This is a genomic window from Cognatundibacterium rivi (assembly GCF_018139565.1).
GTDB classification, from domain to species: Bacteria; Pseudomonadota; Gammaproteobacteria; order Burkholderiales; family Burkholderiaceae_D; genus Undibacterium; species Undibacterium rivi.
This window is the reverse complement of the sequence record NZ_JAGSPK010000002.1, coordinates 492,975-517,602: the sequence shown is the minus strand read 5'-3', so window position 1 is coordinate 517,602 and position 24,628 is coordinate 492,975. Positions and strand designations below refer to the sequence as shown.

The following is a 24,628-nucleotide window of genomic DNA, read 5'->3' as shown; positions in this document are numbered from 1 at the left end:
TGTGCGATATTCTAATGTCTTGCTCTGTTGTCGCGATTTATTTCATGAACTATTTTCTGCATTTGTCCAAACACGCCTGGCGCTCATTGATTTTTCAGTTAATGCTGATGTCCGCCGCCTGTTCCGTCTTTGCAAGACCTGTCTTTGCCGCAGATACAGAATGGTTTCCGTTCAGCGTGAATGAAGATCAGCTCTCTGCGGTGACGGATTTCAGCGCAATGAATAATCCGCTGACGCACAGTGATCGTTTGTTTGTGAAACAGGCGCACTTTTATCGTATCGGTGCCGACAACAAAATCAATACCGCAGATGATCAGCGCATACGCCTGTTCGGTATCAGCCTCAGCGGTGCAGCGAATTTCCCGCCAGAAGAAGACGCCCCAAAAATCGCGCGGCGTTTGCGGCGTCTGGGTTTTAATGCAGTCAGATTACATCATCTCGATTCTGTGCTGAGCGACAGCGACGTACAGCCGCAGGGCATATTAAACAGCGGCGCATTTCCCAGCTTTAATCCGGTTGCTTTGCAGCGCTTGCACACACTGATCGAAGCGTTCAGGCAAGAAGGTATTTACGTTAATCTGAATCTGCATGTCGGCTACACCTTTCGCTATGCGGTTGACCGGCTGACACCGATGTTGCCAGGTGAAACCATGCCGTACGCGAGCCACCCGCTGCATGTATTCGAGCCGCGCATGATTGCGCTGCAAGTCGAATATGTGCAACAACTGATCCGGCGTTTGCAGCTCAATGATGACCCTGCGCTGGCGATGATAGAAATTAATAATGAATCCTCGCTGGCAGGCGCGTGGCAACGCAAAGAACTTGATGGACTCTCCGGCGAATACGAACGTTTGTTGCAGCAGCAATGGCAGCACTGGATTACGCGCCAGCATGGCAGTCTGAAGCAGGCATGCGAACTCTGGCGCAGTTGCGGTCTTACCAAACAAGGCGCCTTACTCGTCAAAAGCGATGAGGCGCGTGTTCTGGCGCATGGCGAAGGCTGGTTTGCGCGGTTTAAATATTTTTTGCAGCGTGTTGCCAGCAAATTAGGCTGGTCTTCGTCTGCGTTCTTTGAACAAGAGTATGAAATTCATGAGCAGGGTGCCGGTCGTCGTGTCCTCGATTTCACCCGCTTTCTGGTCGAGATGGACAAACAATATCTGGCGACCATGCGCAAAGCAATACGCGCAGAAGTAGGCCCGAATCTGCCGCTGACCGGTACGCAAGTGTACTTTGGCGGCTTGCTCAATACCGATGCTCAGCAGGAAATGGATTACGTCGACGAGCATTTTTATGTTGATCATTACGATTTTCCGCATCAGGCCTGGGACAGAAACGACTGGCGCATCCGCGATCACTCTGCCATGCGTGAAGGTTGGGAGCCCTTGTTGAAAAGGGCGTTTTATCGTGACGCCAGAAAACCATTTGTCGTCAGTGAATTTAATCAGGCGTATCCGAATCGCCAAAGCGCAGAAATTATTCCCGTCATGACCGCGATCGCCAGTGCGCAGGATTGGGACGGATTATTTTTCTTCCATTATGTCGATGGCAATAGCTGGCAAGCCTTGCCGGATAGCTTTGGCCTCAGCGGGCAGAGCGGGCAACTCGCCACAGTGGGCATGTCTGCCGCCATGTTCCGCTATTTTCAGATTCCGGTTTTGCGTGAACAGTTACGCATTCCCATCAGCGCAGAACAGCGGCAACTGTTTGGTGCGCTGGGCGATGGTGTCTCGTCTGCGGCGTATACCGATTATTTGAAAAGCAAACGTAACATCGATATCAAAGACGCTTTTTTCAAGCGCATTGCCGTCAGCGATGCGGCAGGTAACAATGAACAAACCTCGCAGCCGAAAGCAGAAACCACGGCATCAACCACGGACACTTCCGCAGTCTGGTCTGCCGCTGGTGGCGCTTTGCAGTTTCACACTGACGACCCGAATTTGCGCGTCACGACACCATACAGCGGCCTGTTTGCCGGGTTTAGCACAGCGGATAAAGCAGTTGCAGAACAATGGATGTCGCCCGTTTTTGCCAAAAACACGCGGCGGTTTGGTGTGATGCTGGCGATGAGCAGAGACGGCAAGCCTTTAAGTGTATCGCGCCGTGTCTTGCTGAGCCTGAGCGGCGCAACGATGGGCAGCCAGCCCGATGAAATTCCTACCCGCCCCAAGAAACTGGTGCCGTATGCCGGTGATCATCAATGGTGGACGCTTGAGCCGGACAGCCGCAATGCAGGCAAACCCTCAGGCCCGCGCGACGCCATCGGCCCGGTCTGGCAGGAACGGGTTGCAGCGACCATTTTCTATCCAACCAAAGCACATAAAATTCAGGTTTACCCACTCGACGGCCAGGGCCAGCGCCTGAGCGCGATTGCGGCAAACGACATCAGCCGTGTTGCTGGCGGTTTTCAGATCACGTTGAATAAGTCAACGGTGTGGTATGAGGTGTTGATTGAGGGGCGGTGAGGTTAAGAAAAACTACATTGGAGCGGAAATATCTGAATGTGCCAACAGCTGAAAGCCATTGGCTCTGGAATACTTAAGCTGTTGTGCTAGCTTCGACAAGACCTTCAAGCCATTCAGAACAAGTTTCAAGCGTATCATCGGAAAACCAAAGTACGCCAATATCAAGCCATTCAAGCAATTTTTTTATATCTTCATCAGGTTGGCTCGGAACGAGTATTGCAAGATGAGGATCCGACTCTCCATTTGTTCTAAGCCAATAATCAAATACCTGTCCAATAGCCATTCTTATGTGAGCGATTTCTGAAGAGCTTTTAACCTCAATAAGGAGGTCGTTTTTATCTTCGTCATAGTTCTTCACTAGCACATCAAACATCGCATGTTTGTCGCAACCCTCAAATAACGTGTAGTTGGAAAGCGAGTGTTTAATCTTATTTGTCAAGATATTATGCAGACGTTTATTTGTGATTGATCTGGCCTCTTGGATAGAGACTATATCCGACTCATCTTTTAGCGGCAGTTCGGTTTCGTTAGAAGATGGCTTGTTTTCTAAAATTTTTTTTGTGGCCTTCTTTCCTCCAATATTTACAAAATCAGGAAGATCTCTTCCAATTTGATCAAGGTCTGCGGCATCATTGATTCCACCTGTCCCATACAGGCTAATCATGCTCATGTACTGCTCTTTAAGTGGGGCATTATTTACATTGAGTTTGGATAATAGATTTTTAACGCCCTCATTCCCATTGATTAAAGGAAACCTAATTCGACTGTCCAGCGCAAAGAATGCAGGAGTAATTAGATATTCTGGCCGCATTCCTTGATCTTCATGATTTGCTTTTGGAATCAAGGGTAACCTTCCTACTTTATCTATCAGCGCCAGACCTTGCTCGTCACTAGATAGCAAGAAGGCTTCTTTAAATAATGGCAGAAGTGTTTTTATATTGTCGTCTATCCATACTGATGAGCTATTTCTATAGGCTTTATAAAAGTTTGTGAAACCGGTTGGTAAATTAATAAGCTCGTTAACATCATTATCAAGAATGTACGATATTTTTTTTGCTACTTTTTCTATGGGAACCTCAGAAAAATCCGTTTGAAATATTGAGGATAGAGCTGGAATTTTTGTACTTTTAATGTATGCAGGATTTGTTCCGCTATAACTATTTGTGATCCATGTCAATTTGCATAGGCCATAGATCTGTTCTGATAAAATAGACTCTTGTTTAAAAATATACTCTGCCACTATTCTTGCGAGTCGATTCGTGCGGCGCTGACGTTCTGCCCAATTTTCTGACATGTAGTGATAACCTTTTTAAGAGAGTTAACTTTTGGCTAAATTAAAAATTAGTAATCGAAGTTAACATGTTTGTGTAAAAGTAACAACTTGGTTTTAATACCGCACTCGTCGGTGTATCAATTTTTTTTTCTCGCAGATCGTCCCATATAAGCGGTTTTTTGAAAAATAGAGGAGTATGTTCAGTTTTCACTCTATTCTCAGCGTATTCATTGGGCTTTTAAATATACTCCCCCCCCAGTATATTTTGGCCGTTAACAGGCAAAAAAACGATGAAGCCGGTGCCATTGCCAAACTGAGCGGCTTTTCAGGCAGGTGTGTGGATTGTGGATTGACAAGCGCAGGCGTACTCAGAGCGTTGCCTCAACCATGCGTTTGATCTTTGCTGCTTTTTCAAAGTGATCTAGTTTGTTTTCCAGTATCCACCACTTTGCCGCCTCCATGAGCAGTTCAGGGTCGTCGTTTTTGTTGGCAAAGAAAGCATAAAAGGACAGGCCAACACTGTCGCCTTTACTCTCGATCTTCTCATCACAGATTTTGATGATCTTTCTTTTCAGTGCGTCTCTCATGTGCTCAGTATTCCTGCGTGTGTTTGGCTGGCCGGGTTAGCGGTGAAGAGATCGACGTTAACACGCTTGTGTGAAACTGACAACGCAGTCCACGCTGATACAAAAGGCTGGCATGCATGACTTGCTGTTATTTAGTTGACCGCACGATCTGTGGCGTGCAGAAATACCGTGATATGAAATCGGCGTGCCGCATTATGGGAAGCTCTGTTCTGGCGCATCAATTTGCTTTCTCATTTTGAGAAAAACAATTCCGCATCGCGAAATTAAAAATGTAGATCATTGATTTTAAACGGGTAAATATATGTTTTCTGTCTTATATAAGACATTGTTGCTGCGCAAAAAAACTCCTATGATTTATATCAATAGAAATCGAATTTCATTGATCAGCAGGGGATAGTATGAGTACGCGGGAACAGCAAATTGCTGCTTTACAGGCAGACTGGGATGCCAATCCACGTTGGCAAGGCATCAAACGCAATTACACGGCAGCGGACGTGGTGCGGCTGCGCGGGTCAGTGCAAGTGGAACACACGCTGGCGAAAAACGGCGCGCTTAAATTGTGGGATCTGCTGCACCGCGAGCCGTTTATTCATGCACTCGGGGCGATGACAGGCAATCAGGCGATGCAGCAGGTAAAGGCGGGTCTGAAAGCGATTTATCTGTCTGGCTGGCAAGTGGCGGGCGATGCGAATGTCGCTGGCGAAATGTATCCGGATCAATCGCTGTATCCAGCGAATTCGGTGCCGCTGGTGGTCAAGCGCGTGAATAACACGCTGACGCGCGCCGACCAGATTCAATGGGCGGAAGGGAAAGATGAAATTGATTATTTCGCGCCGATTGTTGCCGATGCGGAAGCCGGTTTTGGCGGCGTTCTGAATGCGTTTGAATTGATGAAGGCGATGATCGATGCTGGTGCGGCAGGCGTGCATTTTGAAGATCAGCTGGCGTCTGTAAAAAAATGCGGCCACATGGGCGGCAAAGTTCTGGTGCCAACGCGCGAAGCGCTTGAAAAGCTGAATGCGGCGCGGCTGGCGGCGGATGTGATGGGCGTGCCGACCCTGATACTGGCGCGCACCGATGCGGAAGCTGCCGATTTATTGACATCGGATATTGACCCCAACGACCAGGCTTTTTGCATCGGTGAGCGCACCGTCGAGGGCTTCTATAAAACCAAGCCCGGGCTGGCACAGGCGATTTCCCGTGGTCTGGCGTATGCAGAATACGCCGATCTGATCTGGTGCGAAACCGGCAAACCTGATCTGGCTTTTGCGCGGGCGTTTGCCGAAGCGATACACGCGAAATTCCCTGGCAAATTGCTGGCGTATAACTGCTCACCTTCGTTTAACTGGAAGAAAAATCTGGATGACATCACGATCGCCAAGTTTCAAAAAGAACTGGGCGCGATGGGTTATAAATTTCAGTTCATCACACTGGCCGGATTCCATGCGCTGAATTACGGCATGTTCCATCTGGCGCATGGTTATGCGCGCCGTCACATGTCTGCCTTCGTTGAATTGCAGGAGCAGGAATTTGCCGCCGCCGCCCGAGGTTTTACTGCGGTGAAACATCAGCGCGAAGTGGGAACGGGTTATTTCGATGCAGTGACGCAGGCGATACAACAAGGGCAGTCGTCAACCACTGCTTTGCATGGCTCGACTGAAAATGAGCAGTTTTCGGAAGAGCTGACACAGATTGCGTGATTGAAGAAGGGCGTCCATGAGTAAGGACATCAATTGATGGCCTGCAAACGGTAGCATTATTATCAGGAATAAAAAAAGACCGCGCTGCTTATGATGCGCGGTCTTTTTTTGCGATGCGTGTTCAGGACTGGCGTCGCAGCGCCTGCTGTGCGCGGCGTTCGCGTAACAGGATGCCGATATATTTTGAGCCTTGCGTTGTGTAACGCTGCCACAAGCGGCGCGGTTCGCTGGCGAGACGCCAGAACCATTCCATGCCGATTTTTTGCATCCACAGCGGCGCACGTTTTTTCTGGCCCAGCGCAAATTCCATCGCCGCACCGACGCACAGCAACAGCGGGGCATTGCGGCTGGTTTGTTCGCGGCGATAGCGGAAGGCGAAGTATTCCTGTTTCGGCATGCCAAGACAGATGAATACGATATTCGGTTGTGCCTGCTGTATCAGGTCAATCGCGGTATCGGCCTCGCTGCCATCCGGTGTGAATTGCATTGACGGGCAGAAGATAGAGACTTTCAGCCCCGGGTAGGTCTGGGCGAACGCCTGCAGCAGCATGTCTTCCTGACCCGGCATGCCGCCGACGACAAAGATGGACATGTTTTTTTCAACGCAGCCCTTGCATAAAGAGACAAATAAATCCGCGCCGGTCACGCGCTCTGGCAGCGGGTTGGGCGACATTTTGCTGGCCCAGACGACAGGCATGCCATCGGCAAAAATGTAATCAGAGGTTGTGTACACCTGTTTGAATTCGGGCTGACTGTCGAGCCGCACCACGTGATCGACATTCGGTGTGACCACCACGCGTGCCGGATGCTGGCGATCGGCGGCAACGTCTAACAAATGCTGATTCGCCTCTGCAAACGACATATTGTGGATGTTAAGCCCGAACAGGTGCGTGCAGGAATTGCCGGTGGGGGATTGCGATGCGGTGTTTGTCATAATGCTGAGCCTGAAAAGATGGCCTGATTATCTCAGAACTCTGCTGTTTTGCCGCGTTATCCCAGCTGAAAAACATGAGCGAAAGAGTAAAATAAGTTTTCCTCCATTTTGCGGGCAGATGATGCGACACGGAACCAGAATTAAAATTTGCGGGCTGACTAATCTTGCGGATGTCAACACGGTCGTTGCCAGCGGTGCCGATGCGCTGGGATTGGTGTTTTATCCGCCTAGCCCACGTTATGTCGAGCCTGATGTGGCGGCGACGTTGTTGCAGGCGTTGCCGCCGTTTGTGGTGTCGGTGGGTTTGTTTGTGAATGTGACTGAACAGGATTTACAGGCCACGGTAAAAAAAGTGCCGCTGCAGTTGTTGCAATTTCATGGCGATGAAACGCCGCAACAATGCGCCGCGCTGGCGGCCAGTGTGCAGCGGCCGTTTATCAAAGCTTTTCGCGTCAGACCTGACACGAGCGCAGATGATTTGTTAGAATGTGAGCGTTCATATCGTGACGCAAGTCCTTTATTTAACGGTTTGCTGCTGGATACTTTCGTCGAAAGTTACGGTGGTAGTGGAAAGGTTTTTGATTGGTCTCTCATCCCAAAAGAGCTCGCGCCTCGGGTCGTTTTAAGTGGTGGCTTGAGCGTTCAAAATGTGACTGGCGCAGTTAGTCAGGTGCGTCCGTTCGCGGTCGATATCAGCAGTGGTGTCGAGTTATCGAAAGGGCGCAAGGATGAAGTCAAAGTACAAGCGTTTATCGCTGCGGTGCGTAGCGCTGATAACGCTGATATCGAGACTCAGCGAAACTGATCAGTCATCTGCTGACGGATATGCCGCACATATTGATGCTGCGCGTATCGCTGAAAAAACTACCATGAACTCCGGTGCTGGTTCTGACGTGATGATTCACGAGGAATGCATGACCGGGCTCAGCAAAAGAAATAAAGGAATGACATGAAAAACATCGTACCGGGCAGCGCCCATTCTGAATATCCCGATGTCGCCCATCAAGCGATTTACCAATCTTCCGATTACCATTTACCCGATCAGCGCGGTCATTTCGGCCCGTATGGCGGCACTTTCGTTTCTGAAACGCTGACGCATGCCTTGAATGAGTTGAAGGATGCGTACGCCAAGTTTCACAATGATCCGGATTTCATTGAGGAATTTCGCAAAGAGTTGAAATATTTTGTTGGTCGTCCATCACCTGTGTATCACGCCAAACGCTGGTCTGATCTGATGGGGGGCGCGCAGATTTACTTCAAACGCGAAGATCTGAATCATACCGGCGCACACAAAATCAATAACGTGATTGGCCAGGCCTTGCTTGCCAAACGCATGGGAAAACCGCGCGTGATTGCGGAAACCGGCGCTGGGCAACATGGCGTGGCGACTGCCACGATATGCGCCCGCTTTGGTCTGGAATGCGTGGTGTATATGGGTTCGGAAGACGTGAAGCGGCAGGCGCAGAATGTGTATCGGATGAAATTGCTGGGGGCGACGGTGGTGCCGGTGGAATCCGGTTCCAAAACCCTGAAAGATGCGCTGAATGAAGCGATGCGCGATTGGGTTGCGAATGTCGATGACACGTTTTACATCATCGGCACGGTGGCTGGCCCGCATCCTTATCCTATGATGGTGCGCGATTTCCAATCGGTGATCGGTGAGGAATGCCTGTGGCAAATGCCTGAGCAAACCGGTCGTCAGCCTGATTATGTTGTGGCATGCGTCGGTGGCGGCTCGAATGCGATGGGGATTTTTTATCCTTACATCGATCAGAAAGACACAAAGCTGATCGGCGTGGAAGCGGCGGGTGAGGGCGTTGACACCGGCAAGCATTCCGCCTCGCTGACGGCAGGTTCGCCTGGCGTTTTGCATGGTAACCGCACCTATCTGTTGCAGGATGCGAATGGTCAGGTCATCGAAACGCATTCAGTTTCCGCCGGACTGGATTATCCGGGCGTTGGCCCTGAGCATGCATGGTTAAAAGACAGTGGCCGTGCCGAGTATGTGACGATTACAGACGACGAAGCATTAAAAGCCTTTCACGATTGCTGCCGCATTGAGGGCATCATCCCTGCTTTGGAATCGAGTCACGCCCTGGCGTATGGCGCGAAACTGGCGGCGACGTTGCCAAAAGATAAGATCGTGCTGGTAAATTTGTCGGGGCGCGGCGATAAAGACATGCATACCGTGGCAGAACGTGCCGGGCTGAAGTTTTAATTACAGTCTTTGTCAGTAGCGTACAACTGGGTGTAAAAAAGGCAGTAAATAAGGTTGAAATCAGATACTCCCCCATAAATTTTGATTTTCTCGCTTGAAGTCAGCATAAATAAAGGGCTTCAGGATATACCCGGGGGAGTATCTGGATGCCTGTTTTGAGAGCCCGGATTGCACTATCTTTTGTCCGGACGGCATTGCTGGTCAGTGATGTGATGACGTGCCGCCACCGTTCACTTTCTTATTTCATATTATGTCAAAAATTCAAGCTACTCTCGCCGCGCTCGCGGCGCAGCAAAAAAAAGGTCTGATCCCATTCATTACTGCCGGTGACCCTGCGCCTGCAATGACCGTGCCGCTGATGCATGCGCTGGTCGAAGGCGGTGCCGATATCATCGAACTGGGTGTGCCGTTTTCTGATCCTATGGCGGATGGCCCGGTGATTCAGCGCGCTTCTGAGCGGGCGCTGCAATTTGGAATTGGCTTGCGTGATGTATTACAATTCGTCCGCGAATTTCGCCTGAGCAATCAGACAACCCCGGTGGTGCTGATGGGATATGCGAATCCGATTGAGCGCATGGGGCAGGATGTCTTCATTGCGCAAGCTGCCGAAGCCGGTGTCGATGGCGTGCTGGTGGTAGATTATCCGCCCGAAGAATGTGAAGACTTTGCCGCCAGAATGCAGCAACAAGGCATGGATACGATATTCCTGCTGGCACCGACCTCGACCGATGAACGCATCGCGCTGGTTGGTAAAATTGCCAGTGGCTATGTGTATTATGTGTCCCTGAAAGGGGTAACCGGTTCCGGCAATCTGGATCTGGATGCGGTGGCAGAGATGATTCCGCGCATCAAGAAACACGTCAAAGTACCGGTGGGCGTTGGTTTTGGTATCCGCGACGGGGCGACCGCCAGAGCGATTGCCTCGGTATCGGATGCGGTGGTGATCGGTTCGCGTATCATTCAGGAATTAGAGAATACGCCGCATGAAAACGGTGTTGCCGCAGTAAAAAGTTTTATTTCTGGTGTCAGACAGGCCCTGGACGAGTAAAATACGCGCCGAACGTACCTGAAAGTACACCATGGTTCCTGTATCAGAATGAACCAGATGCCGGTTTGCAGCGATTGCAGACTGGCTGTTACGAGGAGAAAACATGAGTTGGTTAGAAAAATTGTTACCACCGCGCATACAGCGCTCGGAATCTGCAAATCGCAAATCTATCCCCGAAGGCCTGTGGGTAAAATGCCCCTCCTGCGAGGCAGTGCTGTACAGATCAGATCTGGAAGCCAATGTTCATGTCTGTCCTAAATGTAGTCATCACATGCGTATCGGCGCACGTGAACGTCTTGATTCACTGCTGGATGCCGGCGGTCGTTACGAAATCGGTCAGGAAGTTTTGCCTGTCGATACGCTGAAATTCAAAGATAGTAAGAAATACCCTGATCGTCTGAAAGACGCCCTCGAAACGACGGGTGAAACCGATGCGATGGTCGTCATGGGTGGCTCGATTATGTCGATTCCCGTTGTCACCGCTTGTTTTGAATTCCAGTTCATGGGCGGCTCTATGGGCTCCGTGGTCGGCGAGCGCTTTGTGCGCGGTGCTCAGGCTGCGTTAGAGCAAAAAGTGCCATTTATCTGCGTGACAGCTACAGGCGGCGCGCGTATGCAGGAAGGTTTGTTGTCGCTGATGCAGATGGCGAAAACGACTTCGATGCTGACAAAATTATCTGAAAAGCGTCTGCCTTTCATTTCTGTGCTGACTGACCCGACGATGGGCGGCGTTTCTGCTTCATTTGCCTTCCTTGGTGACGTCGTGATCGCTGAGCCAAAAGCGCTGATCGGTTTTGCTGGCCCGCGTGTGATTGAAAATACCGTTCGTGAAAAATTGCCGGAAGGCTTCCAGCGTGCGGAATTCCTGCTGCAAAAAGGCGCGATTGATATGATCGTTGACCGCCGTAAAATGCGCGAAGAAATCGCCCGTTTGCTCGCGTTGCTGCAAAATCAGTCGGCCGATGCAGTTGCTTAATTAATTTAAATTTTCTCTATAAGCCCGACATCATGTTGTTCGGGCTTTTTTTATCCTATGTCCAATTTGCCTGCGAGCCTGCCTGAATGGCTGGCTTTACTCGAAACGCGCCACTCCAAAGAAATCGATATGGGATTGGAGCGTGTTGCGTCCGTTAAAAACCGTCTGGGTTTGCAGTTTTCCTGCCCGGTCATTATGGTCGGCGGTACCAACGGGAAAGGCTCCACTTGTGCGATGCTGGAAGCGGTGTATCTGCAGGCGGGTTATCGCGTAGGTTTATACAGTAAGCCGCATTTTCTGGATTTCAACGAGCGCGCCCGCATCAATGGTGAAAACGTCGATGATGCCAGCCTGATCAAGGCTTTCACCGCCGTTGAAAACGCCCGTGAATCGACCTCGCTGACCTATTTTGAATTTACCACGCTGGCGATTTGCCAGTTACTCGCAGAGGCGCCGCTCGATGTCGTGATACTGGAAGTTGGCCTCGGTGGTCGTCTGGATGCGGTGAATGTGATTGATGCGGATGTGGCGATTGTCACCAGCGTTGATATTGATCACACCGATTATCTGGGCGATACGCGGGAAAAAATCGGCTTTGAAAAAGCCGGTATTTTCCGTCCGGGCAAAGCCGCCATTTGCAGCGACCCGGTGCCGCCGCAATCGCTGATCGATCATGCGAATGCGATCGGTGCAGATTTATGGCTGTTTGGTCGCGACTTTAATTACGCTGGCGATAAGCAACAATGGAATTTCGGTGGCCGTACCCAGCGTCGCAACTCTCTTGGTTATCCCAGCTTACGTGGTGCAAATCAACTGCTGAACGCATCCGGTGTGCTCGCGGCGTTAGAGGTACTGCGCAATGAATTGCCTGTTGGCGCGCAGGAAGTGCGTACCGGGTTGGTGATGGTGGAATTACCCGGTCGTTTTCAGGTGATGCCGGGGCGTCCTGCGGTGGTGCTGGATGTTGCGCATAATCCGCACGCAGCGGCAACGCTGTCGCAGAATCTCGATAACATGGGCTTTCACGCGTACACCTATGCCGTGTTCGGTTCCATGCTGGATAAAGATATTGACGGTGTGATCGCGCAGTTGAAAGATAAAGTCGATCACTGGTATGTGACTGGTTTGCCTTTGCCGCGTGCTGCAACGGCGGAACAACTGAAACAAAAATTGCTGGATGCCGGTGTTTTGAGTGACCCTGAAAAAAGCATCGTCGCTTTTGCATCGCCGGAAGCCGCTTACGCAGAAGCCATCAGCAAAGCGGGTGAAAATGATAGAATAGTGGTCTTCGGTTCTTTCCTGACGGTCGCCGGTGCAATGCGCGCCAGAAGGACTGCACTGCATTGATGTGATTTTGTTGGTTTGCTGCGGATTTTCCGGGCAAACAACGCTAACTAACCAGATTATTTGCACATGGGTTTGCTCTCGCGCTTTAAACAGAAGCAAGAAACTTCCGACAGTCAGGACAGCGGTGAATTCCGTTCCCGTTCTGAGGAGGACAGTGTTCAGTCCCGGGCTCGCAGTAAAAAGACAGAGAGTGCCCGTAAAAATAAGATCAACGACCCGATACTTCCGGAAAAAAAACGTGCACGTCGCCGTCTGATCGGCGCGATGGCATTGGCACTGGCAGCGATTATCGGTTTGCCGATGATTCTCGATTCCGAGCCTAAGCCGCTGGCTGATGACGTCAATATCCGCATTCCGGCAAAAGACAAAGTGGCAGATATCGCTGCGAATCAGGTCGCTGAGCCAGTTGCCCCGCGTAAATCTGCGGTCACCAACAGTGATGCTGTAGAAGAAATCATCGAGCCTGTCAGCAGCGCTAAAAGCAAGCCAGCAGTTGCTGATGTCGTCAGCAAGGTCGCGCCAGCGAAAACCGATGTGGCGACAGTAACAGCCAATACCGACAAGCCTGCCAATGCACAGCCACGGCCTGAGCGCAAAGTCGAAACAAAAGCGGAAGTGAAGCCAGAAGCGAAGTCAGAAGCTAAGCCGGAAGCCAAGCCAGCAGCAAAAAACGCTGAGAAAACGGCTGAGAAACCGGCAGAGAAAGATGCAGCAAAAGCTGAGCATAAAACAGAGCCTAAGCCTGAACCTAAGTCTGAACGCAAAGCCGATACCAAACCGGAACCAAAAGCTGAAACTAAGCTGGTGAAAACGAACGGTAACGATGACGATGCTGCGCGTGCATTAGCAATTCTCGAAGGTAAGGCACCACCCAAAGTAGCGAAGCCGGAAGCGGCTGATAAATCGTCCTTCATCGTGCAGGTCGCGGTCTTGTCCACGCAGGAGAAAGTGGATGAATTGCAAGCCAAGTTGAAGAGCGGTGGCATCAAATCTTACACACAAAAGGTACCAACCGCCTCTGGTGATAAAACCCGTATCCGCGTTGGCCCGTTTGAATCCAGAGACGAAGCAGAAAAAATGCGCGCCAAACTGACGAAATTAGGTTTAAGTGGTTCGCTGGTGCCGAACTAAGCGGGGCGCTGATCTTGACTCTGTTTGACTGCGTCGTGCTGGTGATATTGATTTCCTCGATAGTGATCAGCACGATGCGTGGATTAATCAAAGAAATTTTGTCATTGGTCAGCTGGGTTGTCGCCTTTGTGGTCGCCAATGCATACAGTGAAACGCTGGCAGGGTGGTTACCCGCCGTGTTTCCCGGGCAGATTATCAGGCTGATCGTGGCTTTTCTAGTTTTGTTCATCGGTGTGCGCCTGTTGATGGCGCTGGTGATGATGGCGGTGGACGCGGTCATCAAAGCCAGTGGCTTATCGCTGGCGGACCGTGGACTCGGTGGTTTATTTGGTCTGGCGCGCGGTTGTGTGCTGGTGTTGGCAGCAGTGCTGGTGTGCGGGATGACAAGCATGCCGCAGCAGGCATTCTGGAAAAATGCCTTGTTCAGCCCGCTGGCGGAAACCGCGGCACGTACGGTGATCCCGTTTCTGCCTGCGTCGGTGTCAGATCATGTCCGGTTTTAATTTGTCTTTTTAGGAGTCCACCATGTGTGGCATCGTCGGTGTAGTTTCAAATAGTCCTGTCAATCAGCTCATTTATGACGCATTGCTGTTACTCCAGCATCGTGGTCAGGATGCGGCTGGTATTGCCACCAACCACGGCAATAAATTTGCCATGCATAAAGCGAATGGTCTGGTGCGCGACGTTTTCCGTACCCGCAACATGCGCTCTTTGCCGGGCAATGTCGGCATTGGTCAGGTGCGTTATCCGACCGCTGGCTCGACCAGCGAAGAAGAGGCGCAACCGTTTTATGTCAACGCGCCGTTTGGTATCGTGCTGGCACACAATGGTAATCTGACGAACGCGGTTGAACTGAAAATCGAATTATTCAAAAATGACCGTCGTCATCTGAATACCGATTCCGATTCGGAAGTCTTGCTGAATATTCTGGCGCATCAGATTCAGGAAGTGACCAGCGGTTATTCGCTCGACCCTGAAGGTTTGTTCCGTGCGGTGTCCATGCTGCATCGCCGGGTGCGTGGCTCGTATGCTGTCGTGGCGCAGATTTCCGGCTACGGCTTGCTGGCTTTCCGCGACCCGCATGGCATCCGTCCTTTATGCCTGGGTATTTCTGAAAATGCTGGTGGCACCGAATACATGATCGCCAGCGAATCCGTGGCGCTCGAAGGTCTGGGTTTCAAGTTTGTGCGCGATGTCGAGCCTGGCGAAGCCTTGTTCATCGACCTCGATGGCAAGCTGTATCAGCAACAATGTGCAGATAATCCCAGCCTCAATCCATGTGCGTTCGAATACGTGTATCTGGCGCGTCCGGACTCGATCATCGATGGCGCGTCGGTGTATCTGACCCGCCTGAAAATGGGCGAATATCTGGCTGAAAAAGTCCGCAAGCAATTCAATCTCGGCGATATCGATGTCGTGATGCCGATTCCGGATTCTTCACGTCCATCGGCAATGGAACTGGCGGAAAAACTGAATCTCGATTATCGCGAAGGCTTCATCAAAAATCGCTACATCGGTCGTACTTTCATGATGCCGGGTCAAGCGGTGCGCCGTAAATCTGTGCGCCAGAAACTCAATGCGATCAGCTCTGAATTCAAAGGCAAGAGCGTGTTGCTGGTGGATGATTCCATCGTGCGCGGCACCACCAGCCGCGAGATCGTGCAGATGGCGCGTGAATCCGGCGCGAAACGCGTGATTTTTGCTTCTGCTGCGCCACCGGTGCAATTCCCTAACGTCTATGGTATCGATATGCCGACCCGCAGCGAACTGATTGCCTTTGGCCGTTCCGAAGAAGAAGTCTGCCGCGAAATTACGGCCGATGCGCTGGTGTATCAGGATGTGGATGCGATGAAGCGTTCTATTTCTGACGTCAATCCGCTGCTGAAAAACATCGAAGCATCCTGCTTTGACGGTTTTTATATCACCGGCGATGTGACACCGGCGTATCTCGACAAGCTGGAAGCAGCGCGTAACAGCCCGCGTCCGGACACCGAAGATTTGCTGCGTTCGCAACTGAATCTGAATCTGGCGGCGCGCGCAGACTGATCATTTGTTTTCATCGTTGCACCGTTTTAAAAAAGCCTGCCCGGGTATTTTCGGCAGGCTTTTTTTATGGGGATTTATCTGCAATTTTGGGGAGTATATGCAAAAAATGCCTTTATCTCCTTATAAATAAAGGGCGTTTAAATATACTGGGGGGAGTATATTTTTATCGAAAAACGCTGAAAAATGGGTTTCTGTATGCTTACTGCGTGTCTGTCCGCGGCTGCGGGCGGAGGCAGGGTGGGTGTGAAATTCGCTCCGGCACATTGCTTACGTATCGCAAAGTATCAGTGTCGGCGCTGGTGTTTCAATTCCATACAAAACTGACCCGGCTGCGGGTGGCGCACGAGACGGTATAAAAATACAATCATCTTGTCTGCGCAGAGTTTTGTGCCGAGTTCTCTGTAGCTCTTTTTTTATCCGCTCATTTTTTTTACATCATGCCGATACCATTTCGTTTTTCTCCTGTTGCAATCGCAGTTGCTGCCACATTTGTTTCTTCGGCTTATGCGCAAACCGAGGCGGTGAAGCCTGTCATTGCCGATGAGACTGGAAAAACAGCAACATCGTCGACCAAAGCGGCGACGTTGCCGTCACAAAAAACAGAAGCACCGGTCAAAGAGAACGTGCAGAAAGTAACGATCAGCGGTGGCCGTTCCGATATCGATGAGCGTCGTCAATCCACGGCGGCAAAGCTGATTTTTGGTCGTGAAGAACTCGACCGGAATGGCGATACCAATATCGGCGACGTGCTGAAACGCTTGCCCGGCGTGACTATCGGTGGACGTCCCGGACGTGGTGGCGATATCCGCATGCGCGGCATGGGCAATGGTTACACGCAGATACTGATCAATGGCGAACGTGCGCCGCGCGGCTTTTCCATGGATTCGCTGACACCGGATCAGGTGGAACGCATAGAAATCGTTCGCGGCGCGGTGGCCGAATTCAGTACGCAGGCGATCGCCGGTACGATCAACATCGTTTTGCGCGAAGAATATAAGCAGAAAACAACCGATCTGAAATTTTCTCTGGGCTCAGAACAAGGCAGACTGGCGCCGAATGTTTCCATCACCATGCCGGGAGAAATCGGGAATCTCAGTTACGCGTTCAGCGGCTCAGTTTTCCAGAATCGTCAGCATGATGAGAGTACAACGTTCACCTCTGAAAAAGACGCAAACGGGCAAGATGCTTTAATGCAGAATCAGGCCGATCAGACGAACCGGCAAACCACCGGCATTAATCTGGCGCCGCGTCTGAATTACCGCTTTGAGAATGGCGACACGCTGATGTTGCAACCGTTTTTAATGCACTCGCGCAGCGATTCTGATAGTCGCAGTGAAGTGGATCAGCTATTCCGTTCAGATACGTATCGGGGCGCGACACCGTATGCGCTGGCAAACGCCAATGCGCATGCCGAGACAACGTTCCTGCGTGGCTTTGGCAACTGGCAGCATCGCTTTGAAAATAATGCCAAGCTGACTGTGCGTTTTGGTGGTGGCTTAGGCAAGATGGATAATGCGTCTACCCGCACACAGTTTGATACCAGTGGTAAGCAAATTGATCTGATTACCGATGTCAACAATACCCGTGACAGCAGCCTCAATACCAGCGGCAAATACATGTTGCCATACGGTGAAGGGCATACGCTGGCAGCAGGATGGGACATGGAATTCGGCAGACGCGAACAGACGCGCGTGTCTTTGGATAATGGCCTACCGCAATTTGCCGAGTCTGGCGACAACCTTGATGCGCGCACTCGCCGTCTTGCCGCTTTTGTTCAGGATGAATTTGATATCAATCCGCAGTTCGCTGCGTATGCAGGTGTGCGCTGGGAGGGAATCCACACATCAAGCACGACCGCCAAAGGCGTAGTGACGAATGACAGCACCGTGGTGAGCCCGATTGTGCAAGGCGTCTGGCGTATTCCAGATTCAAAAGATCAGATTCGACTTGGTTTCAGCAGCACTTACCGCGCACCGGCATTGAATGATCTGATTGCCTTGCCCAGCATTTCTAATCTGAATACGCCGACGCGCCCTGATCGCACCGGTAACCCGAATCTGAAGCCGGAATTATCGAAAGGCATCGATCTGGCTTTCGAACATTATCTGAGCCGCGCCGGTATCGTCAGCGCAAACCTGTTTGTACGGAATATTGATGACCTGATTCGCCGCACTACTGAGCCTGTGGTGACGGCACAGGAAACGCGCTGGGTATCGTCGCCGAAAAATATCGGACATGCGGTTACCAAAGGCATAGAACTCGAAGCGAAATTCCAGTTACAGGAATTTTTCCCGGACGCGCCATCGGTTGATTTTCGTAGTAATTACAGCCGTTTCTGGTCTAAGGTCGATGACATTCTGGGCTCCAATAATCGCCTCGATCAGCAGCCTGCGCAAACGGCTAACTTCGGTGTTGATTATCGCCTGAGCCGCTTGCCGCTGACTTTGGGCGGCAATGTTAACTGGACGCCAGCGTATTACACCCAGGCCACGAACGCACAGTTAAATTACACCGGCATTAAACGTCAGCTGGATTTGTATGCATTATGGAAATTCAATCCGAATCTGCAAGTGCGTCTGTCAGCGAATAATCTGACGGCGAACGATTCCATCAGCAATAGTCTGGTCACGACTGGCGGCATCAATCACATCGACTACAACGACGCCAAGACCTATAAAACCTTGACGTTGCGCGTGGAGATGAAGATTTAATTCGCCTGACGCTTTGTGATGTCAGCAGGGAATACGCATACATTTTGCATTGCAGCAGTTTGCGAAAGCTGAGAGTACAATAAGGCGATGATTACATCGGATGCTTTTTGTTACGCTGGCTGAATATTATGTCGATTCTTACTCTCAATGCTGATTTACACAGTCACTCCACAATATCGGACGGCGTGCTGGCGCCTGCCGCTCTGGCCGAAAGAGCGAAAACTAACGGTGTCGATGTCTGGGCGCTGACGGACCACGACGAAGTCAGTGGCGTCGCAGTCGCCCGCGAAGCGGCGCGCGAGCTTGATATGGGCTTTATTTCTGGCGTTGAAATTTCTATCACCTGGGCCGGTAAGACTATCCATATCGTCGGGCTGAATATCGACGAAAATAATCCCGATTTAATTGCCGGACTGGCCAAGACGCGCTCCGGGCGTGAGCGCCGGGCGCAGGATATGGCTGCCGATCTCGCGAATAAAGTCGGCATCAACGGTAGTTTTGAAGGTGCGCTGAAATATGTCGGCAATCCTGATTTGATTTCCCGCTCGCATTTTGCCCGCTATCTGGTCGAGATTGGTGCAGCCGCTTCAGTTTCCGATGTCTTTAAACTCTATCTGGCCGAAGGCAAACCCGGTTATGTGCCACATCGCTGGGCGACGCTGGCCGAGGCAGTTAAATGGATACGTGGCGCAGGTGGTGCCGCAGTCGTCGCGCACCCGGGGCGTTATGATTTGAGCCCGGTTGCATTCGATAGTTTTTTCCGTGAATTTAAGGAATATGGCGGCATTGCGATTGAAACGGTGACCGGCAGTCATACCGTAGATCAGTACGACGAATACACAAAAATTGCGAATCAATACGGATTTCTGGTATCGCGCGGTTCAGACTTCCATTCTCCGGAAGATGCTGAAGTGGATATCGGCAAATTACCTTTACTGCCTAAATTTTCCAAACCCGTATGGGAAAATTGGCTGAGCGCTTGAAATTAACAATATTGCCTATATCTTCCTAAAAGATTAACTTCTTTCCCCTGGCTGGAGATCCTGTATGAAACGTATCGTCTTATTCTTGCTGACTAATCTTGCGGTGATGGCCGTGATGTCTGTCGTTCTGTCTGCATTAGGCGTTAATCGCTATCTGACAGCAAACGGCCTGAATATGGGCATGTTGATGGTGTTTTCTCTGGTGGTGGGTTTTACCGGTGCGATTTTCTCTCTGTTGATCAGTAAGCCTATGGCTAAATGGTCAACGGGTGCCCGCGTCATTGACGCGCCGTCTTCTTCGACTGAATTGTGGCTGGTGAATACCGTGAAAACGCTGGCGGAGCGCGCTGGCATCGGGATGCCTGAAGTTGCTATTTACGAAGGTGAGCCAAATGCGTTCGCAACCGGCGCATTTAAAAATTCGGCTTTGGTCGCGGTCTCAACAGGTTTGTTGGAAGGAATGACAAAAGAAGAGGTTGAGGCTGTTCTGGGTCATGAAATTGCCCACGTTGCCAATGGCGACATGGTGACCATGACGCTGATTCAGGGTGTGGTGAATACCTTTGTGGTCTTTCTGGCGCGCGTGGTCGGTTACGCGATCGACAAAGCCGTGTTCCGCAACAATGACGATGACAGGCCAGGTATCGGTTATATGATTACCGTCTTTGTATGCGAAATTATTTTCGGTATTGCTGCATCGATGATTGTCGCCTGGTTCTCGCGTCAGCGTGAATTCCGTGCCGATGCCGGTTCAGCGCAATTGTTGGGCAACCGTCAGCCTATGATTCATGCTCTGGCTCGCCTCGGCGGTATGGAGCCGGGCGAGTTGCCGAAGTCGATTGCGGCTGCGGGTATCAGTGATAAACCGGGATGGGGTGCTTTATTTTCCTCACATCCTCCGATGGAACAACGTATCGCTGCGTTGCAAAATCTGAAATAATGTTGCACTAATTTATATAGCGGTAGCGGTTGCTACCGCTTTCTTCTTTTTATGACCCAATTTTTCCAGATTCATCCAGAAAACCCGCAATTGCGTTTGATTAAACAATCGGTCGAAGTGGTGGAGAAGGGCGGTATTGTCGCTATCCCTACCGACTCATGTTATGCGCTGGTATGTCGCCTTGACGATAAAGATGCGGTGACGCGTTTGCGGCGCATCCGTGGCGTCGATGAAAAGCATCACCTGACCTTGTTATGCCGTGATTTGTCTGAAATAGCCTTGTATGCGAAAGTCGATAACCGTCAATATCGTTTGTTGAAAGCGGCAACCCCGGGGCCGTACACAATGATATTGGAGGCGACTAAAGAAGTGCCTCGTCGCCTGAGCCATCCTTCCCGTAAAACCATAGGTTTGCGGGTGCCCGAAAACAATATCACGCAGGCCTTGCTGGAAGAGTTGGGGCAACCTTTGCTGGCAACGACGCTGATTTTGCCAGACGAGGACGAGCCATTGACTGATCCTGAGCTGATTCGTGAAAAGCTGGATAAAATAGTTGATCTTGTGATTGACGGTGGCGCCTGTAGCCTGTCGCCAACCACGGTGATTGATATGACGGGCGAGATGCCGGAATTGGTCAGACAGGGCAGAGGCGATGCCAGCCTGTTTGGTTTGTAATGTTCATTCACGCGAACGCAGATGTAAGCTGAGTGACAGAATATTTAAAAGACTTCCATGAATGAATTAATACAGACGGTACTGATTTACGCTTTGCCGGTGATTTTTGCGATTACTCTCTATGAGGCAGCGCGGGGATATATGGCGCGTCACTTTGGTGATACCACCGCGCAGGCGCAAGGGCGTTTGAGTTTTAACCCCATGGTGCATATCGATCCGCTAGGTACAATAGTTATTCCTGTGGTGTTGTATCTGGGGACCAACGGTGCCTTCCTATTCGGTTACGCGAAGCCTATGCCCATTAATTACGGGCAATTGCGTGATCCCAAGAAAAACCTCAAGTGGATCGCACTGTCCGGTCCCGCAGCAAACTTTGCCATGGGTTTTGCGTGGCTGTTGCTGTCATTGATTTTGATGTCTATGAAGGTTGAAGAGTCTTTCTTTTTGCAAATGGCACAGGCAGGGGTTTGGACCAATCTGGCGATGTTTGCCTTTCATCTGATCCCTATCCCGCCGTTGGCAGGGGGGCAGATTTTGTTGAGCTTGCTGCCCCATCAGATGGCATATAAATTCGCCAAAATAGAACCATATTGCTTTTTCATCGTGATGGGCCTGGCGTTACTGCGCATGCTGCAGTACTGGATGTTGCCCTTGATGGTGGCAGGTGAGGCGATCTTGCGCATACTGATTACCCCCTTACTCTTGTTGCTGAGTTAAGTGAGCCTTGATCGCATCATGAACCAGCCTTCAGCTTGGTTGCAAAGACATATCCAGTTGCTGCCGTCAGGACAGGTTCTTGATCTGGCTTGCGGCGGCGGCAGAAATTCCCGGTTTTTACTGGCTGAGGGATTTGCTGTGACCTGCCTCGACAGGGACGGTAGCTCGTTTGCTGATCTGGCGTCTCGCGGAGCTAAAACGATTCTGCATGATCTGGAGCCTGATGCAGAAGAGTGCGACTGGCCGTTTCCTCCAGCGTGTTTTGCGGCAATCGTTGTTTGTAATTATCTGCACCGCCCTTTGTTTCCTCGCTTGCTGGAGAGCTTACAGCAAGGCGGACTGCTGATATATGAAACCTTTGCCGTTGGTAACGCGCAATTTGGAAAACCATCGAGCCCACGTTTTCTTTTGCAAGCCGGTGAGTTGCTGCGGCAAGTGAATGCATACCCAGAATCGTGTATGCATGTGATTGCCTACGAAGAAGGTTTTATTGCTGAACCAAAGCCTGCAATGGTGCAGCGTATATGCGCCAGAAAAGCCGTTGGCTCTGCACCGGAAGATAAGCTCTCGTTTTAGTTGAATGAGGATGAAATCTAATTCCATCTATTTGCGCCCCGACTGTCGGTCTATCCGCTACAATCAGGGTTTTACTTTTTTCTTGCACTAACATGACAAAGATACAGGGTAGTCTGGTCGCGATTGTGACCCCTATGCATGAGGATGGCAGTCTTGATTTGCCATGCCTGCGCAAATTGATTGACTGGCATATTGCTGAAGGCACCGATGGTATCGTTATCGTCGGTACGACTGGTGAGTCGCCGACGGTCTCTGTCGAAGAGCACTGTGAACTGATCCGTGTCGCTGTAGAGCATACGAATAAACGTATTCCTATCATTGCCGGTTCTGGTGGTAATTCGACCGCGGAAGCGATAGAGCTGACCCGATTCGCGAAAGACATCGGTGCTGACGCCTCGTTGCAGGTGGTGCCTTACTACAATCGCCCGACGCAAGAAGGCATGTATCAGCATTTTAAGAAAATCGCCGAGTCGGTTGATATTCCTGTGATTTTGTATAACGTTCCGGGTCGTACGGTTGCGGATATGTCGAATGACACGATTTTGCGACTGGCACAAATTCCTGGCATTATCGGCGTCAAGGATGCAACTGGTAATATTGGCCGCGGAACCGATTTAATTCGTTTGGCGCCGTCCGATTTTGCTGTGTATTCAGGCGATGATCCAACAGCAATGGCGTTGATGTTCTGCGGTGGTAAGGGCAATATTTCTGTGACGGCCAACGTCGCGCCGAAAGCGATGAGCGAGTTGTGTGCTGCCGCAATGCGAGGCGACATTCAAGGCGCGATTGCAATTAACAATCGTATGCTGCCGCTGCATAATAAGTTATTTGTTGAACCTAACCCACTGCCAGTAAAGTGGGCGATGGTTGAAATGGGATTGATTCCTGCTGGCATCAGATTGCCTCTGGTTCCGATGGCTGCCCCATATCATGAAGTGGTTCGGGCAGCTTTGCGCGAGTCAGGTGTATTACAATAAGCACCATTCTGAGCGGGTCTGTGACAGCCCCGCTTGCTCCACGTAGTTTTTGATTGACGATAATGAGTAGGGACTTTCACATGGCAAAAAGCTTTGTTGCTAAAAATGGGATCATTGGCGCAGTAGCGTTAGTTGGATTGACTGGTTGCAGCTCTATTAGCAATATGATTGAGCCGAACAAGATTGATTACAAAAGTGCAGGTAAGGTAACAACCGCGTCCCTGGAAGTCCCTCCTGATCTGACTCAGATCCGCCGCGATAATCGCTTTGCTATTCCTGATGCAAATAAAAGCAGTGCAACTGCATCGGGCTACAATCTTGAAAAAGGTGTAAAAGCCTCCTCTGTTGCCGCGACGATTGCGCCAACGCAGATTAAAGGTATGCGAATCGTTCGTGACGGCTCACAGCGCTGGTTGGTTGTTGGTCAGACTCCTGAAGTACTGTGGCCGCAAATTAAAGATTTCTGGCAAGAGTCAGGATTCTTGATTAACGTCGAAAATCAGGAAGCCGGTGTGATGGAAACTGATTGGGCTGAAAATCGCGCCAAAATTCCTCAGGATATTATCCGCAGTACTTTGGGTAAGGTGATTGACTCCTTGTATTCGACTGGTGAGCGCGATAAATTCCGTACCAGACTGGAGCGCGGAGCGAATGGCGAGGTTGAGATTTACATCAGCCATCGTGGCGCGCAGGAAGTATTGACTGGCGCACAAAAAGATAGTGCTACCTGGACATCCCGTCCTGCTGATCCTGATCTGGAAGCAGAGTTCTTATCCCGGCTGATGGCACGTTTGGGTACTGATGCTGACGTCGCCAAGGCGGCTGTCAAGGCGCCGGCTGTGAATGTAAAACCGCGCGCTCAGCTGTTGAAGGCCGGTGACTCAAGTTATGTTGAGGTCGATGAGGGATTTGATCGTTCCTGGCGCCGTGTTGGGCTGGCTCTGGATCGTGTCGGCTTTACTGTGGAAGATCGTGATCGTTCACAGGGACTGTATTTTGTTCGCTATATTGATCAGGATATTGATGCAAAAACCAAGGGTGCAAGCGAAGGTTTCTTCTCGAAATTATTCTCTTTCGGTTCCAGTGATAAAACAAACGATGCTAAAAAATATCGCATTCTGGTAAAGAACGCATCGAATGGAGCTGTCAGCCATATTTCTGTGCATAACAACGAAGGTAAAGTTGATTCGTCACCCGTTGCAACTAAAATATTGCAGTTGTTAAATGATCAGTTAAAATAATTCTGTTCTTTATTCAATAAAAAAGCACAGGAAACCCTGTGCTTTTTTGTTTTTATGTCTGCAAAAACATGTTTCAGACATAA

General features: G+C 50.6%; 21 protein-coding genes. 18 read left to right on the top strand and 3 right to left on the bottom strand.

Translation table 11 applies throughout. The features are described from left to right. The first annotated feature begins 44 nt into the window (after positions 1 to 44). Positions 45 to 2,465 carry a glycoside hydrolase family 5 protein gene (locus KDM87_RS06605; protein ID WP_212678329.1) on the top strand — a complete coding sequence of 807 codons (2,421 nt, stop codon included), beginning with the start codon at positions 45 to 47 and terminating at the stop codon, positions 2,463 to 2,465. Between the two features lie 73 nt (positions 2,466 to 2,538). Here the strand turns inward: KDM87_RS06605 and KDM87_RS06600 are convergent, their stop codons facing one another. Both KDM87_RS06600 and KDM87_RS06595 read right to left on the bottom strand, forming a co-directional pair. Next, positions 2,539 to 3,759 (bottom strand): hypothetical protein, encoded by a 1,221-nt coding sequence (locus KDM87_RS06600; protein ID WP_212678328.1) that lies wholly within the window; start codon positions 3,757 to 3,759, stop codon positions 2,539 to 2,541. A 347-nt stretch (positions 3,760 to 4,106) separates the two neighbouring features. Then, complete coding sequence (locus KDM87_RS06595; protein WP_212678327.1) at positions 4,107 to 4,325, bottom strand: DUF6500 family protein; 219 nt, start codon at positions 4,323 to 4,325, stop codon at positions 4,107 to 4,109. A gap of 398 nt (positions 4,326 to 4,723) precedes the next feature. Here KDM87_RS06595 and aceA point away from each other — a divergent pair, with 398 nt between their 5' ends. Further along, positions 4,724 to 6,025 carry an isocitrate lyase gene (aceA, locus tag KDM87_RS06590; protein ID WP_212678326.1) on the top strand — a complete coding sequence of 434 codons (1,302 nt, stop codon included), beginning with the start codon at positions 4,724 to 4,726 and terminating at the stop codon, positions 6,023 to 6,025. Between the two features lie 121 nt (positions 6,026 to 6,146). Here the strand turns inward: aceA and KDM87_RS06585 are convergent, their stop codons facing one another. Further along, complete coding sequence (locus KDM87_RS06585; protein ID WP_230407618.1) at positions 6,147 to 6,959, bottom strand: WecB/TagA/CpsF family glycosyltransferase; 813 nt, start codon at positions 6,957 to 6,959, stop codon at positions 6,147 to 6,149. A gap of 121 nt (positions 6,960 to 7,080) precedes the next feature. Here KDM87_RS06585 and KDM87_RS06580 point away from each other — a divergent pair, with 121 nt between their 5' ends. The 16 genes from KDM87_RS06580 (at position 7,081) to bamC (ending at position 24,545) form a co-directional block, all read left to right on the top strand. Next, positions 7,081 to 7,764 carry a phosphoribosylanthranilate isomerase gene (locus tag KDM87_RS06580; RefSeq protein WP_212678689.1) on the top strand — a complete coding sequence of 228 codons (684 nt, stop codon included), beginning with the start codon at positions 7,081 to 7,083 and terminating at the stop codon, positions 7,762 to 7,764. A 144-nt stretch (positions 7,765 to 7,908) separates the two neighbouring features. Next, on the top strand, positions 7,909 to 9,177 hold the full coding sequence (trpB, locus tag KDM87_RS06575; RefSeq protein ID WP_212678325.1) for a tryptophan synthase subunit beta: 1,269 nt from the start codon (positions 7,909 to 7,911) through the stop codon (positions 9,175 to 9,177). 250 nt (positions 9,178 to 9,427) lie between these two features. Next, positions 9,428 to 10,225, top strand: coding sequence for a tryptophan synthase subunit alpha (gene trpA, locus KDM87_RS06570; protein WP_212678324.1), 798 nt, complete (start codon positions 9,428 to 9,430; stop codon positions 10,223 to 10,225). 103 nt (positions 10,226 to 10,328) lie between these two features. Next, entirely contained in the window at positions 10,329 to 11,201 is an 873-nt protein-coding gene (accD, locus tag KDM87_RS06565; protein WP_186897470.1) for an acetyl-CoA carboxylase, carboxyltransferase subunit beta, read from the top strand. Positions 11,202 to 11,258: 57 nt separating this feature from the next. Beyond that, positions 11,259 to 12,548, top strand: a complete 1,290-nt coding sequence (gene folC, locus KDM87_RS06560; protein ID WP_212678323.1) for a bifunctional tetrahydrofolate synthase/dihydrofolate synthase — start codon at positions 11,259 to 11,261, stop codon at positions 12,546 to 12,548. A gap of 66 nt (positions 12,549 to 12,614) precedes the next feature. Next, positions 12,615 to 13,679, top strand: coding sequence for an SPOR domain-containing protein (locus KDM87_RS06555; protein WP_212678322.1), 1,065 nt, complete (start codon positions 12,615 to 12,617; stop codon positions 13,677 to 13,679). 14 nt (positions 13,680 to 13,693) lie between these two features. After that, positions 13,694 to 14,182: a CvpA family protein gene (locus KDM87_RS06550; RefSeq protein ID WP_212678321.1), complete on the top strand. Its 489-nt coding sequence runs from the start codon at positions 13,694 to 13,696 to the stop codon at positions 14,180 to 14,182. 22 nt (positions 14,183 to 14,204) lie between these two features. Then, entirely contained in the window at positions 14,205 to 15,725 is a 1,521-nt protein-coding gene (purF, locus tag KDM87_RS06545; RefSeq protein WP_186883453.1) for an amidophosphoribosyltransferase, read from the top strand. 437 nt (positions 15,726 to 16,162) lie between these two features. Further along, entirely contained in the window at positions 16,163 to 18,436 is a 2,274-nt protein-coding gene (locus KDM87_RS06540; protein WP_212678320.1) for a TonB-dependent receptor plug domain-containing protein, read from the top strand. Between the two features lie 128 nt (positions 18,437 to 18,564). After that, positions 18,565 to 19,419 carry a 3',5'-nucleoside bisphosphate phosphatase gene (locus KDM87_RS06535; RefSeq protein WP_212678319.1) on the top strand — a complete coding sequence of 285 codons (855 nt, stop codon included), beginning with the start codon at positions 18,565 to 18,567 and terminating at the stop codon, positions 19,417 to 19,419. A 64-nt stretch (positions 19,420 to 19,483) separates the two neighbouring features. Further along, a complete protein-coding gene (htpX, locus tag KDM87_RS06530) occupies positions 19,484 to 20,359 on the top strand; it encodes a protease HtpX (protein WP_212678318.1) in 876 nt (291 codons plus the stop codon). Between the two features lie 51 nt (positions 20,360 to 20,410). Beyond that, a complete protein-coding gene (locus tag KDM87_RS06525; RefSeq protein WP_186883449.1) occupies positions 20,411 to 21,034 on the top strand; it encodes an L-threonylcarbamoyladenylate synthase in 624 nt (207 codons plus the stop codon). Positions 21,035 to 21,091: 57 nt separating this feature from the next. Further along, positions 21,092 to 21,751, top strand: coding sequence for a site-2 protease family protein (locus tag KDM87_RS06520; protein WP_212678317.1), 660 nt, complete (start codon positions 21,092 to 21,094; stop codon positions 21,749 to 21,751). An 18-nt stretch (positions 21,752 to 21,769) separates the two neighbouring features. Continuing rightward, a complete protein-coding gene (locus KDM87_RS06515; protein WP_212678316.1) occupies positions 21,770 to 22,327 on the top strand; it encodes a class I SAM-dependent methyltransferase in 558 nt (185 codons plus the stop codon). 92 nt (positions 22,328 to 22,419) lie between these two features. Continuing rightward, positions 22,420 to 23,304 carry a 4-hydroxy-tetrahydrodipicolinate synthase gene (gene dapA, locus KDM87_RS06510; RefSeq protein ID WP_186883446.1) on the top strand — a complete coding sequence of 295 codons (885 nt, stop codon included), beginning with the start codon at positions 22,420 to 22,422 and terminating at the stop codon, positions 23,302 to 23,304. Positions 23,305 to 23,384: 80 nt separating this feature from the next. After that, positions 23,385 to 24,545 carry an outer membrane protein assembly factor BamC gene (bamC, locus tag KDM87_RS06505; RefSeq protein ID WP_212678315.1) on the top strand — a complete coding sequence of 387 codons (1,161 nt, stop codon included), beginning with the start codon at positions 23,385 to 23,387 and terminating at the stop codon, positions 24,543 to 24,545. The last annotated feature ends 83 nt before the right edge of the window (positions 24,546 to 24,628 follow it).

Excerpts from the sequence above, each read along its gene's own strand:
- KDM87_RS06605 (WP_212678329.1), top strand. The coding sequence starts at position 45 with ATGAACTATTTTCTGCATTTGTCCAAACACGCCTGGCGCTCATTGATT.
- KDM87_RS06600 (WP_212678328.1), bottom strand. The coding sequence starts at position 3,759 with ATGTCAGAAAATTGGGCAGAACGTCAGCGCCGCACGAATCGACTCGCA.
- KDM87_RS06595 (WP_212678327.1), bottom strand. The coding sequence starts at position 4,325 with ATGAGAGACGCACTGAAAAGAAAGATCATCAAAATCTGTGATGAGAAG.
- aceA (WP_212678326.1), top strand. The coding sequence starts at position 4,724 with ATGAGTACGCGGGAACAGCAAATTGCTGCTTTACAGGCAGACTGGGAT.
- KDM87_RS06585 (WP_230407618.1), bottom strand. The coding sequence starts at position 6,959 with ATGACAAACACCGCATCGCAATCCCCCACCGGCAATTCCTGCACGCAC.
- KDM87_RS06580 (WP_212678689.1), top strand. The coding sequence starts at position 7,081 with ATGCGACACGGAACCAGAATTAAAATTTGCGGGCTGACTAATCTTGCG.
- trpB (WP_212678325.1), top strand. The coding sequence starts at position 7,909 with ATGAAAAACATCGTACCGGGCAGCGCCCATTCTGAATATCCCGATGTC.
- trpA (WP_212678324.1), top strand. The coding sequence starts at position 9,428 with ATGTCAAAAATTCAAGCTACTCTCGCCGCGCTCGCGGCGCAGCAAAAA.
- accD (WP_186897470.1), top strand. The coding sequence starts at position 10,329 with ATGAGTTGGTTAGAAAAATTGTTACCACCGCGCATACAGCGCTCGGAA.
- folC (WP_212678323.1), top strand. The coding sequence starts at position 11,259 with ATGTCCAATTTGCCTGCGAGCCTGCCTGAATGGCTGGCTTTACTCGAA.
- KDM87_RS06555 (WP_212678322.1), top strand. The coding sequence starts at position 12,615 with ATGGGTTTGCTCTCGCGCTTTAAACAGAAGCAAGAAACTTCCGACAGT.
- purF (WP_186883453.1), top strand. The coding sequence starts at position 14,205 with ATGTGTGGCATCGTCGGTGTAGTTTCAAATAGTCCTGTCAATCAGCTC.
- KDM87_RS06540 (WP_212678320.1), top strand. The coding sequence starts at position 16,163 with ATGCCGATACCATTTCGTTTTTCTCCTGTTGCAATCGCAGTTGCTGCC.
- KDM87_RS06535 (WP_212678319.1), top strand. The coding sequence starts at position 18,565 with ATGTCGATTCTTACTCTCAATGCTGATTTACACAGTCACTCCACAATA.
- htpX (WP_212678318.1), top strand. The coding sequence starts at position 19,484 with ATGAAACGTATCGTCTTATTCTTGCTGACTAATCTTGCGGTGATGGCC.
- KDM87_RS06525 (WP_186883449.1), top strand. The coding sequence starts at position 20,411 with ATGACCCAATTTTTCCAGATTCATCCAGAAAACCCGCAATTGCGTTTG.
- KDM87_RS06520 (WP_212678317.1), top strand. The coding sequence starts at position 21,092 with ATGAATGAATTAATACAGACGGTACTGATTTACGCTTTGCCGGTGATT.
- KDM87_RS06515 (WP_212678316.1), top strand. The coding sequence starts at position 21,770 with ATGAACCAGCCTTCAGCTTGGTTGCAAAGACATATCCAGTTGCTGCCG.
- dapA (WP_186883446.1), top strand. The coding sequence starts at position 22,420 with ATGACAAAGATACAGGGTAGTCTGGTCGCGATTGTGACCCCTATGCAT.
- bamC (WP_212678315.1), top strand. The coding sequence starts at position 23,385 with ATGGCAAAAAGCTTTGTTGCTAAAAATGGGATCATTGGCGCAGTAGCG.